Genomic DNA, 14,297 nt, shown 5'->3' with positions numbered 1-14,297 from the left:
CGGTCAGCTTCATCTGGCCAGGCGTCACGCCCGGCAGGTTCACCACCATCACCACGCCGCCCATGACGGCCGGGAACTGGACCAGGCCTTCGGCGGCCAGCTCTTCTGCCTTGAGCGGCATGTCGGAAGCGCCGAAGTCGACCGTCTTGGCCTTGATCTGCTTGATGCCGGCGCCGGAGCCGACCGACTGGTAGTTCAGGCCGTTGCCGGTGCTGGCCTTGTACATCTCGGCCCACTTGGCGTAGATCGGGTACGGAAAGGTCGCGCCGGCACCGGTCATGTCGGCGGCCAGTGCGCCCGACATTGCCACCATGGCGGACACGCCAACGACAACCGACTTCAACATCAACTTGATTTTCATTTTTTTCCTGTGTGGTTAGGTTTTGAAACGTGCCGAGTCTAAAGCGCGAATATGACGGGTGTATGACGGCCACAGCGTTTGAACTGTTGCGAATTTGTCCTGGACGTCAAATTCCCATTCCAATTTGTGTTGCTTACGGTCATTATCATGATGCGGCGCAACAATCCGCTCACTATTCTTCGAAAGAGCCGTCCATGAGTCTGAACAAACTGACAATCGCCCAGCGCCTTGGCGTGCTCGGGAGCTTTTTCGCCCTGGCCTTGCTGATTACCGGTTTGGGCGGCTGGCAGGCGCTGCGCTCAGCCAACGATCGCGGCGCACAGGCGATGCAACAGGCGGCGATGCTGACCGACGCGGTCGATACGGCGCGCAATGCCCAGGTCCTTTTCAAGATCCAGGTGCAGGAATGGAAGAACATTCTGCTGCGGGGCAACGATCCGGTGCAGCTCGAGAAGTACACCAGGTCGTTCACGGAGACGGCCGACAAGACCAGCGCCAGCCTGGCCAGGACCAGGCTGCTGCTCGAGCGGCTCGACATGCGCTCGCCGCTGGTGGACGAGGCGATTGCCGAACACGCGCAACTGGGCACCAGGTATCTGGCGGCGCTGAAGCAATACGACAGCGCCAACAACGACAGCTTCAAGATCGTCGATGGGCTGGTCAAGGGCATGGACCGCGCGCCGACCAAGAAAATCGACGACATCGTCGTCCACATCCAGTCCGGCGTGCGCACCGTGACGGCGCGGCTCGACGCCGAAAAAGCGACGGCGCAGCGCACCGCGAGCCTCCAGCTGGCGTCGATTCTGGCAGTAACGGCGGCGCTTGGCGCGGTCATCATGATCGGCCTGGTGCGCTCGATCACCGGCCCGTTGAATGAGGCGGTCAACATCGCACGGCGCGTTGCCGAAGGTGATTTGTCGCTGCACATCGACGCCCGCGGCAACGACGAGATCGGCATGCTGCTCGCCTCGCTCAAGCGGATGCACGACAGCCTCGCGTCGATCGTCGGCAAGGTGCGGCAGGCAACCGATGCGATCGGCGTGTCGTCGGGCGAAATCGCCCAGGGCAATTACGCCCTGTCGGCCCGCACCGAGGAGCAGGCCAGCTCGCTGGAGCAGACCGCGTCGTCGATGGAGGAACTGACCAGCGCCGTGCAGCAGAACGGCGCCAGCGCCCAGCAAGCCAGCGTGCTGGCCGACGCGGCCGCCGGCGTGGCGCGCCGCGGCGGCACGGCGGTGGCGCAGATGATCGAGACGATGGGCTCGATCAATGCATCGTCGCGCAAGATCGTCGACATCATCGGCGTGATCGACGGTATCGCGTTTCAGACCAACATCCTGGCGCTCAATGCCGCGGTCGAAGCCGCGCGTGCCGGCGAACAGGGCCGCGGCTTCGCCGTCGTCGCCTCGGAAGTGCGCAACCTGGCCCAGCGCTCGGCCGCTGCCGCGCGCGAAATCAAGCAGTTGATCGGCGAGTCGGTCGTCAGCGTCGACGCCGGCAGCAAACTGGTCGGCGAAACCAGCAGCACGATGGACGACATCGTCAGCAGCGTGCAGAAAGTCAATGCGCTGATCGCCGACATCGCGCTTGCCAGCGGCGAACAGAACATCGGCATCGGCCAGATCAACGACGCCATCGCGCACATGGATTCGGTGACGCAGCAAAACGCGGCGCTGGTGGAGGAAGCGGCCGCCGCCGCCGACGCGATGCAGCGCCAGGCCAGCGGCCTGCAGGAAGCCGTCAGCGTGTTCAAGATTGGCCCGGTGCTCGCCGTCCGCGATCGCCCGCGCCCGGCACTGGTCAACGGCTAAGCCTGGCTCGGCGCGGGCGCGGCGGGTCGCTGCCAGCCCAAATGCCTCGTTTTTTCTCGCTTTGCCTCGTTCTGCCTCGCGCGTTTTCGGCATTTTCGCGCTTTCCCCTATGAGAGCCGACGCTTCGGTGGATCGGCAAACGAGGCAAAACGAGGCATTTTGAGACGAAACGAGGCAGTGGCCGCAGGCTCGATGCCCACCACTGCGCCGCCGCATGAGACGGTTGCAAATCGTATGTCGTCGAGCCACTCGCCGTTAATCAAGAAACTGCTTTGCAGCCACCGCGCCTGCACGCGACGTAACAAGCCCGTCACATTCAGACCGTAGACTCCTCCCGGAATTGACCCCACCCATCAACACCGGAGAAATCGCACATGAACAAACTGAATGACTTTTCCCGATCGCTCACCGATCCGGATGACGACAACTGCAACGAATCGGGAAATGAAAACTTCAGCGCAGTCCTCGACGCCCGCCTCAGCCGGCGTTCCGTGCTCAGGGGCGGCATGGCGTCGGCGGCCACCGCGCTGTTCGGCGGCATTGGCCTGGCGGCATGCGGCGGCGACGACGCGCCGGCGGTGACCGCGCCGGTCGTGCCGGTGGTGCCGCCGGTGCCGGCCGAGGTGCTGCTCGGCTTCGGCGCAGTATCGAAAAGCCTGGCCGACAGCGTCGTCGTTCCGGCCGGTTACACCGCCAGCGTCGTCTACGCGCTGGGCGACCCATTGACGGCCGCCACCGCCGCCTACAAGAACGACGGCACAGACAGCGATTTCGAAACGCGCGCCGGCGACCACCACGACGGCATGGAGTTGTTCGGCCTGTCCGCTGCCGGCCTGCCTTCGGTCACCTCGGTCGACCGCGCCCTGCTCGCCATCAACCATGAAGCGACGACCGACCAGACGCTGTCGTCGTTCTTCCTGCACGCCAACGGCGGCACCCGAACCTTGCCGCGCCCGGCCGTCGAAGTGGACAAGGAAACGGCCATCCACGGCGTCGCCGTGGTGGAAGTGCGCAAGACAGGCAACGCCTGGAGCTACGTCAAGGATTCGTCGTTCAACCGCCGCATCACCGCCTTGAGCGAAGTCGAGATCAGCGGCCCGGCGCGCGGCAACGCGCTGCTGGTGACCAAGTACGCGCCAACCGCCACCCGCACGCGCGGCACGCTGAACAACTGCGGCACCGGCAAGACGCCATGGGGCACGTTCCTGACGGGCGAAGAAAACTGGAACGGCTACTTCACCCGCGGCGCCGCCGACGATGCCGCGCGCGGCAACGACAAGAGCGTCGTCTCGCTCAAGCGCTACGGCCGCACCCAGGGCGCGACGTCGCGCCACGGCTGGGAAAGCGCCGGCGCCGACGACAAGTACGCGCGCTGGAACAACAGCAAGCTGGGCGCCTCGCTCGACGGCAGCGACGACTACCGCAACGAGATGAACGGCATGGGCTTCGTCGTCGAGATGGATCCCTACGACAAGACGCGGATGGCAAAGAAGCGCACTGCCCTTGGCCGCTATGCGCATGAAAGCGCCGCCTTCGGCCCGGCCACCGTCGGCCAGCCGCTGGTGGTGTACATGGGCGACGACTCGCGCAACGAATACGTCTACAAGTTTGTCTCCAGCGCGCTGTGGAGCGTGGCCGACGCCACCGCCGTCGACCGGCTGGCAGTGGGCGACAAATACCTCGACAGCGGCAAGCTGTATGTGGCCAAATACGCCGCCGATGGCAGCGGCCAGTGGATCGAGCTGTCGATGAGCAATGCGGCCATCGCCGGCTTCGCTGCGTACAAGTTTGCCGGCCAGGCCGACATCTGCGTCAACGCGCGCCTGGCCGCCGATGCGGTCGGCGCGACGATGATGGATCGGCCGGAATGGTGCTCGGTCAATCCGGCCAATGGCGAAGTGTATTTCGCGCTGACCAACAACAGCAACCGCCGTGCCGAGCCGAGCGGTTCGTCGCAAGTGGCGCCGAACGGCCCCAACCCGCGCGCCTACACCGACCTGAAGGGCACCAGCGTGCAGGCCGGCAATCCGAATGGCCACATCGTGCGCATGAAGGAAGGCGCCGGCGGCAACGCCGCCACCACCTTCAGCTGGGACGTGTACCTGTTCGGCGCCGAGTCGGGCGCCAGCCAGAGCATGGTCAACCTGTCGAAGCTGACCGGCGAGCAGGACTTCTCGAGCCCGGACGGGCTGGTGTTCAGCCCGTACACCGGCATCTGCTGGTTCCAGACCGACGATGGCGCCTACACCGACGTGACGAACTGCATGATGCTCGCCGCCCTGCCAGGCCAGGTCGGCGACGGCGCCAAGCAGACGCTCAGTTATCCGAAGGCGGCCGGCGGCACGCTCGACGTCGACACCTTCGTCGGCAAGGCGCCGACGGCCAATACCCTCAAGCGCTTCCTGGTAGGCCCGGTCGGCTGCGAAATTACCGGCCTGTGCGAGACGCCCGACGGCAAGTCGATGTTCATCAATATCCAGCACCCTGGAGAGAACACCGACCAGGCCAACCTGGCCGATCCGGCGAAGTACACCAGCCAGTGGCCGTCGAACGCCGGCTACGGCGCCGGCAAGCGGCCGCGTTCGGCCACCATCGTCATTACCAAGAATGATGGCGGGCGCATCGGCAGCTAAGTCTCGCGTCTGAATCGAAAGGGCCGCAGCGTCAACGCGCAGCGGCCCTTTTTTTCATTCCGACCGGCAATTCGACCGCTCTTGCCCACCCCCCGCACCGTTGCAGAACCAGAACAGAAAATGATGCTTGCTCATGTAGAATTCCCAGCGTCACCAACCAGCATTCGGCCCGAACCCTGCCGACGACACCCGCCTCGATGTTTGAAGACCACCTGCACCCCTGTTCGGTCCTGCTGATCGACGACGAGTCGTTCGCCGAAACGCTGATCGAACACAGCTTGCGCGCGCTGCCGAACCTGCGGCTGCGCTACGACTGCGACGCCGCCCGCGCGGTCGAGCTGGCCAAGGAAGTGCTGGCCACGGTGGTGCTGGTCGACCTGCGCATGCCGGCCGTCGACGGCTTCGAGGTAATCCGGCGCCTGCGCGCCGATGCGGAAACCGAGCACATCCCCGTCATCTTGCTGTCGTCCGAGGAAGATGCCGACATCAAGGCCAAGGCATTTTCCACCGGCGCCAACGACTACCTCGTCAAGTGGCCCGATCCGCGCGAACTGGCGGCGCGGGTGCGCTATCACCACGACGCGTTCGTGGCGCGCCGGCAACGCGACGCCGCCTTTGTGTCGCTGCGCCTGAGCCAGCAGGAACTGGCGGCGAGCCAGTCGGCCCTGCACCAGGCGCAAAAGATGGAAGCGATCGGCCAGCTGACCGGCGGCGTCGCCCACGATTTCAACAATGTGCTGCAGATCATCGGCGGCAACCTGCAGCTGATCAAACTGCTCGGCGGTGTCTCCGACGGCGCGCGCAGCCGCATCGACACCGCGCTCGCCGGCGTCGAACGCGGCGCCAAGCTGTCCGCGCACCTGCTGGCGTTTGCCCGCCGCCAGCCACTGCAGGCGGTGGTGGTCGACCTGGCCGCCATGCTGCGCAACATGGAAGACATGATGCGGCACGTGCTTGGCCGGCGCGCCACCGTCGTCAGCGACATCGACGCCGACCTGTGGAGCGCCACCGTCGATCCGAGCCAGCTCAACAATGTACTGGTGAACCTGGTCATCAACGCGCGCGATGCGATGGCCGACGGCGGCACCTTGACCATCCGCGCCCGCAACGTTGCCCACGGCGCGCCGGCACTGGCGCAGGTCGGCTCGGGCAATTACGTCATGCTGGAAGTGGCCGACAGCGGCGCCGGCATGCCGGCCGCCGTGCTCGAGCGCGCGTTCGAGCCGTTCTTCACCACCAAGCCGATCGGCCAGGGCACGGGCCTGGGCCTGTCGATGGCGTACGGCTTCGTCAAACAGTCCGGCGGCGACATCTTGCTCAACAGCGAACCGGGCCACGGCACCAGCGTCCAGATCTTTTTGCAACGCAGTGCCGACGCGCCCGCGCCGGTGGTCGAGATCGCCGCCGCGCCGCTTGGCGGCGGCATCGAAACGATCCTCGTGGTCGAGGACGAGGAGGACGTGCGCGCCGCGACGACCGACCTGCTGTCGGCGCTCGGCTACCAGGTGCTGTGCGCGCAAGACGGCGCCAGCGCCGTCGCACTGGTCGACAGCGGCGTCCACCTCGACCTGGTATTTACCGATGTCATCATGCCCGGCGCCATCAGCAGCCTGGCACTGCGCGACCACGTGCGCACGATGCTGCCCAGCGCCCAGGTGCTGTTTACGTCAGGCTACGCCGAAGGGGTGCTCACGCATGAAGGCAAGGTCGACGCGGCAGTCAACCTGCTGCAAAACCCTACAGCGCGGACGTGCTCAGCGCCCGCATCCGCCACCTGCTGCGCCGCCCGGTCCCGCTCACTTCGGCTTGATGTAGCGCTGCGAGCCTGGCGGCGGCTCGTTGAGCACCGCCCAGAAAATGCCAAGGTCGGCGATGGCACGGACGAATTCGTTGAAGTCGACCGGCTTGACGACATACGCATTGACGCCCAGCTCGTAGCTGCGCAGCAGGTCCTGCTCCTCTTTCGACGACGTCAGCATCACCACCGGGATGCTGCGCGAGCCGGCGGTATTGCGGATTTCCTTCAGCACTTCGAGGCCATCGACCTTCGGCAGCTTCAGGTCGAGCAGCACGACGGCCGGGTTGCCGGCCTGGCGATTGCTGAACTCGCCGCGGCACATCAGGTAATCGAGCGCTTCGGCGCCGTCGCGCGCGATCACCACTTCATTGGCAAGCTGGCTTTTCGACAGCGCGATCAGGGTCAGTTCCAGGTCGTGTGGATTGTCCTCGACCAACAGGATGGGCTTTAACATGAATGCCTTAGATAGCTAATTCTTTGGGGATGCTGAAATAAAATGTCGCGCCCTGGCCTGGCGCCGACTCGGCCCACGCCCGCCCGCCGTGGCGTTCGACGATGCGGCGCACGTTCGCCAGGCCGATGCCGGTGCCGGGAAAGTCCTCCATCCGGTGCAGCCGCTGGAACACGCCGAACAGCTTGTGGACGTAGTCCATGTTGAAGCCGGCGCCATTGTCGGCGATGCGAAAAACCGTTTCCGTGGCTGCGTCGGTGGCGTCAATCCGGATGATCGCCGGGTCTTTACCAGTGGTAAACTTGACCGCGTTCGACAGCAGGTTGAGCACCGCCAGCTGCAGGAATGCCGGGTCGGCGCGCACGCCGGGCAGCGCGCCGACCTGCCACTCCAGGTGGCGCGCGCCGACGTCGGCCGACAGCTTGTCGATGCAGCCTTTGACCAGCTCGCCCATGTTGATGGCGACCGGGCGCAGCGCGGCGCGCCCCATCTGCGAAAAGCTCAGCAGGTCGTCGACCAGTTTGCCGGCCAGCCGCGCCGAATCCTTGATGTTGGCCAGGAAGCGCTTGCGCGTGGCGCCGTCGGCGTCGGCCGCCGACGTCATCAACAGGTCGGAAAAGCCGACGATGTGGCGCAGCGGCGCGCGCAGGTCGTGCGACACCGAATACGAGAACGCCTCGAGTTCCTTGTTCGAGCGGCCCAGTTCGGCGGCCAGCTCGGCCATCTGCTCGGCCCGCTCGAGCGCGATGCCGAGCAAGGCGGTGCGAAACTCGAGCGCCAGTTCGATCTCGCCGTTGTGCCACGGCGCGCTGGTGCCATGGATGGTCTCGCGCCAAGTGGCGAAGCTGGTGCGCGGCGTCAGTTGCGCGCTCGGGCCGGCGTCCTTGGCATGCGGATTGCCGGCCCAATCGACCGTGTGCACCACTTCCGGGCGGAACCACAGCAGGTAGTGCCGATGGATGCGCGAAATCGGCATCGCCAGCAGGCCGCTGGCGGCATCGGTAAAGTCGGCGGCCGGCGCGTACTGCGCCGACAGTTTGTCGGTGTGGAACAGGTCGTCATGGTTGTGCAGGTTCAGCCAGGCGACCAGCTCGCCGATCTGCTGGTGCGACGGCGCCTCGCCATAGCTGATGACGCGCTCGTCGACGACGATCGCCACGCCGCCGGCGCGGGCAAACTTGAGCAGGTCGGGAAACACGCTGCTCATGTTGTCGATGAAGTCGGCGCCGTTGGTCAGTCCCGCCAGCATCGACACCATCACGCGCCGCACGTCGAGGCGAAACTGCAGCTGGGCGGCATCCTCGCGCGACTCGATCGACAGCGACAGGATCTGGCCGAGCTGCTCGCAGGCGCTGCGCTTGTCGAAGGCCAGCGGGCACGGCTCGGCGTTGTGGCACGAAACCAGGCCCCACAGCTGGCCTTTGACCATCAGCGAGATCGACATCGACGCCAAGGTGTTCATGTTGCGCATGTATTGCAGGTGCACCGGCGAGACGCTGCGCAGCGCGGCGAACGACAGGTCGTTCGGCCGGCCGCTGTGCGGATTGGTTTCCGGCACCAGCCGTGCCGGCGTGTAGTTGGCGTCCTGGATCAGGCGGATCCGGTTGACCACATACAGCTCGCGCGCCTGGCGCGGAATGTCCGACGCCGGGAAGCGCTGGCCGAGATAGGACGGGTAGCCGTCGGTGCGGCACTCGGCCATCACGTGGCCGTTGCCGTCCTGGTCGAACTGGTACACCATCACCCGGCCGAAGCCGGTCAGGCTGCGGATCTGGCGCGCCGCCAGTTCGCTCATCGCCCCGACCGTGGCGGCCGACGGCAGCGCGAGCAGAAATTCGCTGACCAGCGGGAACAGGTGGCGAAAGTCGGCCTGCGCGCCGCGCTCGCTCGCCTCGAATTCAAGCAGCAGCAGGCTGTCGTAGCCGTGGCCGAGCACGTCGAAGCTGGCGCCATTGGCCAGGCTGATGGTGCCGAGATAGCTGGGGCGCGTGCCGATCTTGTCCATGCAGTTCGGCCGCCAGCATGCGCGCCGCTTCATTGCCGATGACGGCGGCGAGCGGCTGGCCGACAGCGCGCTCGGCGGCCACGCCGGTGTGCGCGGCGAGGTTGTCGCTGGCCTGTAGCACAGACAGCTGGCCCGACAGGCAGAGCAGGAAACCATGCGGTTGTATGCTGCCTGGAAAGCGGATTGGTTCCTTGTCGCAGCTGGACAAGTCCATCGCGGAAACTTCAGGGGTGGCCTGGTTCATCGATCAGTCAGTGCGCCAACACTGAAGGTTGCGGGAACGGCATTTTAGCGGGAAATTAATTGACGCGCCGCACGACAATTAGCAGTGTTGTGCCCGCCCAACGCGGCGCGCTTGGCCGATCAGCAAATCGACGTCGTTGCCGTAACGCCGGTGTCAGGTCTGACATTCGGACATTTCGTCTTTTGAAATGTCCGAATGTCAGACCTGACACCAGCTTTTCCGCAGTGCAGGCCCCTGCTGTTCCGCAATTACGTTGTCTGTTGCGGCGCGCGCGCGCCCAGCCAGTCGAGCAGCGCGCCAGATGACAGCGGCCGGCTGAACAGGTAGCCCTGCCCCTTGTCGCACTTCAGTTCCCGCACCACCGCCGCCTGCTCGGGCGTTTCGATGCCTTCGGCCACCGTGTCCATGCCCAAGCTGCGCGCCACCATCACGGTCGCCTCGATCAGCACGCGGTGGTGATGGCTGGTGTCGCCCTGGCTGACGAACGAGCGGTCAATCTTGACGGTGTCGACCGGCAGCAGGTGCAGGCTGGCCAGCGACGAGTAGCCGGTGCCGAAATCATCTAACGCGAGCTTGATGCCGAGCGCCTTGAGTTGATGCAACCGCTCCTGCACCTGCTGGTCCTGCGCGGCCAGGCTCTCGGTCACTTCCAGCTGCAGCCGCGGCGCCTGCATGCCGGTCGCGGCCAGGATGCCGCTCACCACCTCGGTCCAGCCAGGCTGCGCCAGCTGGGCGCGCGACAGGTTCACCGCCAACAGGCGCGGCGCGCCCTCGCCCAGCTCGGCTTGCCAGCGGACGAAATCCTCGCAGCTCTGGCGCAGCACGAAGTCGCCCACCGCACCGATCAGACCACACTCTTCGGCGACCTGGATGAATTCGACCGGCGAGACGATGCCGCGGGTCGGGTGCTGCCAGCGCACCAGCGCCTCGACGCCGGTGGCGTAATCGGTGCCGCCGCCATCGAGCAGGCCGACCACCGGCTGGTACAGCACGAACAATTGCTGCTCCTGCAGCGCGCGGCGCAGGTCGCCTTCGATGTCGCCGCGGCGCACCACGCGCTCGCGCATCTCCGTGTCGAACAGCACGTAGCGCCCGCCGCCGGCCCGCTTCGCTTCGGCCATGGCGATGCTGGCGTCGCGCAGCACTGCGTCGGCGTCGCCGCTGGCCTGGGCGCCGAGCACGACGCCCATGCTGACGTTGCAGATGATTTCCTGGCCGACAATCCGGTACGGCTTGCTGATCGTCTCGAGCAGGCGCCGCGCGACGCTTTCGATGTCGGCGGTGCAGCGCATGCCGTCGAGCACGACGACGAACTCGTCGCCGCCGATGCGCGCGGCCATCTGGCTCGGGCCGGCGGCCACCGCGATGCGGTCGGTGGGCGGGCGCAAGGCGGCGCGCATGCGCTCGGCCATGGTCGTCAGCACCTTGTCGCCGGCGGCGTTGCCGAGCGTGTCGTTGATCTGCTTGAAGCGGTCGAAATTGATGAACATGACGGCCGACTCGCCTTGCGCGGCAGCTTCCGGGCGCGTCATGATCAGGCGGATCTGCTCCTGCACCGCGCGCCGGTTCGGCATCTTGGTCAGGCCGTCGGTACGGGCGGCGTTGTCGAGGCGGCGCGTCAAGGTGGCCTGCTCGCGATGCACTTCGGCGGTGGCGTCTTCGAGCACCGCCATGAAGCGCTGCGCATCGAGTTTCAACAGGCTGATCGACAGCACCTGCGGCTCCGTCGCGGCGCCGGCGCGCGGCGGCAGGCGCACGCGCAAGGTCTCGCAGACGACGCCGGTCGGCGCGGCAAACGTGGATGCCATCGCCGACAGTTCCGGCGCGATGCCGGCCAGCACAGCGAACAGGTTGCCCAGGTTGCCGTCGGTCGTCAACGGCATCAACAGGCTCGACGACTTCGGATTGAGCATCTCGATGGTGCCGTCGGCGCTGATCTGCACCAGGCCGATCGGGGTGCGGTAGAGGAACTGGATCAACGCCTCGTAGGCGTCGGCGCTGTCAGGCTGAGCCGATGCTGGCGCAGTCACTTGATCTGCAGGCGCGCCCGTTGCCGGCGACGGCCCGGGCCGCTGCGGCTCGCCCGCGGCGCGCTTGTCGCTGATGTCGCGGATGATCAGGCTGTAGGCCGGCGCGTCCGGCGCCGCGTCCCGATCCGGCAGCGGCGAGATCATCGCGCTGGCCCAGAAGTGGCTGCCGTCGGCGCGCAGGCGCGCACCTTCGTCGAGGCTCCAGCCGTTCTTGTCGGCGTCGCGCAGGCGCTTTGCCAGGTCGGCCGGCGTGCTGGCGCCGGCCGGATGGAAGATTCCGTACGGCTGGCCGACCAGCGCCTCCGGCGCGTAGCCGAGCATGCGCCCGATGCTGTCGTTCCACCCGTCGATGCGGCCGAGCTGGTCGAGCCTGACCATCGCGTAGTCGCTGATGTTGGTGAGGATCGCGGTGAGCCAGGCGTCGGTCTGCTTCAGCTCGCGGTCGCGCTTGACTTGCGCCGTGACGTCGGCAAGCACGGCCATCAGGCGGTTCTCGTCGAGCTTGACGACGCTGAGCGAGACGACCCTGGTCGCCGCCGCGCGCTGGCTGACGGCGGTCAGGTTGATGTGCATGCCGTCACAGATGACGCCTTGCGTGGGGGAAAATTGCGCGCATAGCCGGCGTAGCTCGGGCGCCGCGCTGTCGAGCGCGGTGAACAGGTTGCTCAGGCCGCCATCGCGCGACAGCGGCATCAGCAGCTGGGCCGAGATCGGATTGATCATGCCGATGGTGCCGTCGTGCGCGGCTTGCACCAGGCCGACCGGCGCCAGGTACAGGAACTGGATCAGCGCCTCATGTTCGGCGTTGATGTCGGCGGCGCTACTGTCGCTCACGACAGGCGGTTGACCAGCACGTAGCGGGTCGCCGATCCTGGCGAGGCGATCAGCCGCAGCGCCACCTTGACCGGGCGCATGCGCAAGGTCAGCACGTAATCGATGGTGACGTCGAGCGCCTCCTCGGCGTCGAACGCGTCGTCGAAGCGCTGGGCGACCATGAAGTTGTTCATGCACGGCGCCACCACGGTAAACAGCGGCTGGCCGAGCACGCGCGCCGGCGCCAGGCCGGCCGCTTTCGCTTCGTACGTGTTGTAGAGGCGCACGACGGTGTCGTTGTCGAACCCGATGACGCCGAAATCGAGGGCGTCGAGCTGTTCGCTGTCCAGCGTTGCCAAGGCGGCTACGACATCGGCCTGGTCGAACAGAATGGGGGATGGGTCAATCATTAATGGTACTCCTGAGAAGCGGATCCAGCATCGCCAAAACTACTTGGAAACTACTTGGAAACTACTTGTTGTCGTAGAGAATTATGTTCACACAGATAGATATTGCTGTCAATGTTGTCCATGACATTTTAGGCGAAGTGTGATACTTAAATCCGCTTCGCACCACAAGTTCAGGATCATATCTGCCCGATCTGCATATCCCGCGATGCAGATTGTTTGGTCGTGATGCGGCGCGCGCCGCTTGAGATTACTGAACCCTGCCCTAGACTGGTTTTACAGTCCGCATCCAGCCTTTTCCCACCTTATGGAGGAACCATCATGCCTCTTCGAGCCCTGCTTTCTTGCGCTTCGCTGCTAATGCTCGCCGCCGCCGCCGGCGCCCAGACCGCGCCGTATCCGCGACCGGACAGCGCACCGATGTCGAGCGTGCAGGTGAGCGCGCCCGTGCGGCCCGTGCTGCTCAGGGCTGAGCAGGCGCGGCAAATCGCCGGATCCTACGAAATGTCGAACGGCTGGACACTGAAGGTGCGCCCGGGGTCGCGCTACATCGACGCCATCATCGACCGCGAACAACCGATGCGCCTGCTCGCCGTCTCGCCGGACAAGTTCGTCATGGGCGACGGCAATGTAGTCATGGAATTTAACCGCGGCGACGCGGGCGAGGACATGCTCATGAGCTATGTCCCCGACCCGCGCCTGGCCGACAGGGTGACGATTTCGTCGACGCTGGCGCAGCGCTGAGGCCGCGCGCCGCGCTTATTCGGCAACGATGCCGGCACGCCGGATGATGCGGCCCCATTTCGGCGTGTCGGTAGCGACAGCGCGGGCCAAGTACAACGGTGCCAAGTAGAAATACGCGCGCTGTACTCTTGGATGGATTGCTCTGTTAATATCCCCAGCCGTAAGGCCGGGAAAACAGATCCCGGCGGCGGCCACCGGGAGACATCGAATGAATACGAGCAGCGCAGCGCGGCCCCGCATAGTGGTCGGCATCAGCGGCGCCTCCGGCGTCATCTACGGCATCCGGATGCTGCAACTGCTGCGCGAGCTCGATGTGGAGTCGCACCTGGTGATGAGCAAATCGGCGCAGGTCACGCTGCAGTACGAGTCGGACCTGAGCATGGCGGAAGTGAAGGCGATGGCCGACGTGGTGTATGCGAACACCGACATCGGCGCGGCCATTTCGAGCGGATCGTTCAAGGTGGCCGGCATGGTGGTGGCGCCCTGCTCGATCAAGACGATGTCGGAGATCGCCACCGGCGTGACCGGTTCGCTGCTGTCGCGCGCGGCCGACGTCAACCTGAAGGAGCGGCGCCGCCTGGTGCTGATGGTGCGCGAGACGCCGCTGCACCTCGGGCACATCCGCAGCATGGCGGCGGTGACCGAAGCGGGCGCGATCGTCTATCCGCCGGTGCCGGCGTTTTATGCGCGGCCGGCCAGCCTGGAAGAGATGGTCGATCATTCGCTTGGCCGCGTGCTCGACCTGTTCGGCTTCGATACCGGCACCGTGCGGCGCTGGAATCCACGCGACGGCGCCGCGCCGGGGAGTTAAATCTTGGTAGCTGCCAAAACGCGACCGTATTTTGGCTGGGTCGGGTACCGAACATACCGCCACTGGATCGAATGCTACCTTGGATTTTTGGGTGCAGGAGATAGCCGTGAGCGGAACACTACGAACGTGCTACCGAGGTTGGAACATTGCAGTTCGCTGCCTCAGCAAAGGCGCCCCCGCCGCCAGGCA

Annotated in this window: 10 protein-coding genes and 1 pseudogene; 5 read left to right on the top strand and 6 right to left on the bottom strand. The window is 65.7% G+C overall.

Annotation, left to right across the window (positions count from 1 at the left end; genetic code table 11):
- Positions 1–361: substrate-binding domain-containing protein (locus CR105_RS18935; RefSeq protein ID WP_180288238.1), on the bottom strand; the 361-nt coding region annotated here is incomplete at its 3' end.
- A gap of 194 nt (positions 362–555) precedes the next feature.
- On the opposite strand from CR105_RS18935, the gene CR105_RS18930 reads away from it, so the two are divergent.
- From CR105_RS18930 to CR105_RS18920, 3 genes and pseudogenes are all read left to right on the top strand, one after another.
- On the top strand, positions 556–2,172 hold the full coding sequence (locus CR105_RS18930) for a methyl-accepting chemotaxis protein (RefSeq protein ID WP_099791028.1): 1,617 nt from the start codon (positions 556–558) through the stop codon (positions 2,170–2,172).
- A gap of 374 nt (positions 2,173–2,546) precedes the next feature.
- A complete protein-coding gene (locus CR105_RS18925) occupies positions 2,547–4,805 on the top strand; it encodes a PhoX family protein (RefSeq protein ID WP_099791026.1) in 2,259 nt (752 codons plus the stop codon).
- 197 nt (positions 4,806–5,002) lie between these two features.
- Positions 5,003–6,475 (top strand): annotated as a pseudogene (locus CR105_RS18920) (response regulator); the annotation flags it as partial.
- A gap of 126 nt (positions 6,476–6,601) precedes the next feature.
- Here CR105_RS18920 and CR105_RS18915 read toward each other — a convergent pair.
- From CR105_RS18915 to CR105_RS18900, 5 genes are all read right to left on the bottom strand, one after another.
- Entirely contained in the window at positions 6,602–7,057 is a 456-nt protein-coding gene (locus CR105_RS18915; RefSeq protein ID WP_099791024.1) for a response regulator, read from the bottom strand.
- A 7-nt stretch (positions 7,058–7,064) separates the two neighbouring features.
- Positions 7,065–9,059, bottom strand: coding sequence for an ATP-binding protein (locus CR105_RS18910; protein WP_229414012.1), 1,995 nt, complete (start codon positions 9,057–9,059; stop codon positions 7,065–7,067).
- Positions 8,953–9,273 (bottom strand): phytochrome family protein, encoded by a 321-nt coding sequence (locus tag CR105_RS28990; RefSeq protein ID WP_229414014.1) that lies wholly within the window; start codon positions 9,271–9,273, stop codon positions 8,953–8,955. The genes CR105_RS18910 and CR105_RS28990 overlap by 107 nt, the downstream gene beginning before the upstream one ends.
- Before the next feature lie 278 nt (positions 9,274–9,551).
- The gene (locus tag CR105_RS28695; RefSeq protein ID WP_229414011.1) at positions 9,552–12,167 is read right to left on the bottom strand and encodes a sensor domain-containing protein; all 2,616 of its coding nucleotides are present in this window, start codon (positions 12,165–12,167) and stop codon (positions 9,552–9,554) included.
- Positions 12,164–12,556, bottom strand: a complete 393-nt coding sequence (locus CR105_RS18900; RefSeq protein WP_099791022.1) for a PAS domain-containing protein — start codon at positions 12,554–12,556, stop codon at positions 12,164–12,166. The genes CR105_RS28695 and CR105_RS18900 overlap by 4 nt, the downstream gene beginning before the upstream one ends.
- Positions 12,557–12,874: 318 nt before the next feature.
- Between CR105_RS18900 and CR105_RS18895 the strand changes: the two genes are divergently transcribed.
- Together CR105_RS18895 and CR105_RS18890 are read left to right on the top strand one after the other, a co-directional pair.
- Positions 12,875–13,297 (top strand): hypothetical protein, encoded by a 423-nt coding sequence (locus CR105_RS18895; RefSeq protein ID WP_131021699.1) that lies wholly within the window; start codon positions 12,875–12,877, stop codon positions 13,295–13,297.
- A gap of 208 nt (positions 13,298–13,505) precedes the next feature.
- Positions 13,506–14,108 carry a UbiX family flavin prenyltransferase gene (locus CR105_RS18890; protein WP_099791018.1) on the top strand — a complete coding sequence of 201 codons (603 nt, stop codon included), beginning with the start codon at positions 13,506–13,508 and terminating at the stop codon, positions 14,106–14,108.
- Positions 14,109–14,297 lie beyond the last annotated feature (189 nt).

Origin of the sequence: Massilia eurypsychrophila, from assembly GCF_002760655.1 — a bacterium.
Classification (GTDB): domain Bacteria; phylum Pseudomonadota; class Gammaproteobacteria; order Burkholderiales; family Burkholderiaceae_D; genus JAFCUW01.
The sequence above is the reverse complement of the archived record's forward strand: the minus strand, read 5'-3'. Positions and strand labels throughout refer to the sequence as shown.

Excerpts from the sequence above, each read along its gene's own strand:
- CR105_RS18925 (WP_099791026.1), top strand. The coding sequence starts at position 2,547 with ATGAACAAACTGAATGACTTTTCCCGATCGCTCACCGATCCGGATGAC.
- CR105_RS18890 (WP_099791018.1), top strand. The coding sequence starts at position 13,506 with ATGAATACGAGCAGCGCAGCGCGGCCCCGCATAGTGGTCGGCATCAGC.
- CR105_RS28990 (WP_229414014.1), bottom strand. The coding sequence starts at position 9,273 with ATGGACTTGTCCAGCTGCGACAAGGAACCAATCCGCTTTCCAGGCAGC.
- CR105_RS18915 (WP_099791024.1), bottom strand. The coding sequence starts at position 7,057 with ATGTTAAAGCCCATCCTGTTGGTCGAGGACAATCCACACGACCTGGAA.
- CR105_RS18895 (WP_131021699.1), top strand. The coding sequence starts at position 12,875 with ATGCCTCTTCGAGCCCTGCTTTCTTGCGCTTCGCTGCTAATGCTCGCC.
- CR105_RS18930 (WP_099791028.1), top strand. The coding sequence starts at position 556 with ATGAGTCTGAACAAACTGACAATCGCCCAGCGCCTTGGCGTGCTCGGG.
- CR105_RS18900 (WP_099791022.1), bottom strand. The coding sequence starts at position 12,556 with ATGATTGACCCATCCCCCATTCTGTTCGACCAGGCCGATGTCGTAGCC.
- CR105_RS18910 (WP_229414012.1), bottom strand. The coding sequence starts at position 9,059 with ATGGACAAGATCGGCACGCGCCCCAGCTATCTCGGCACCATCAGCCTG.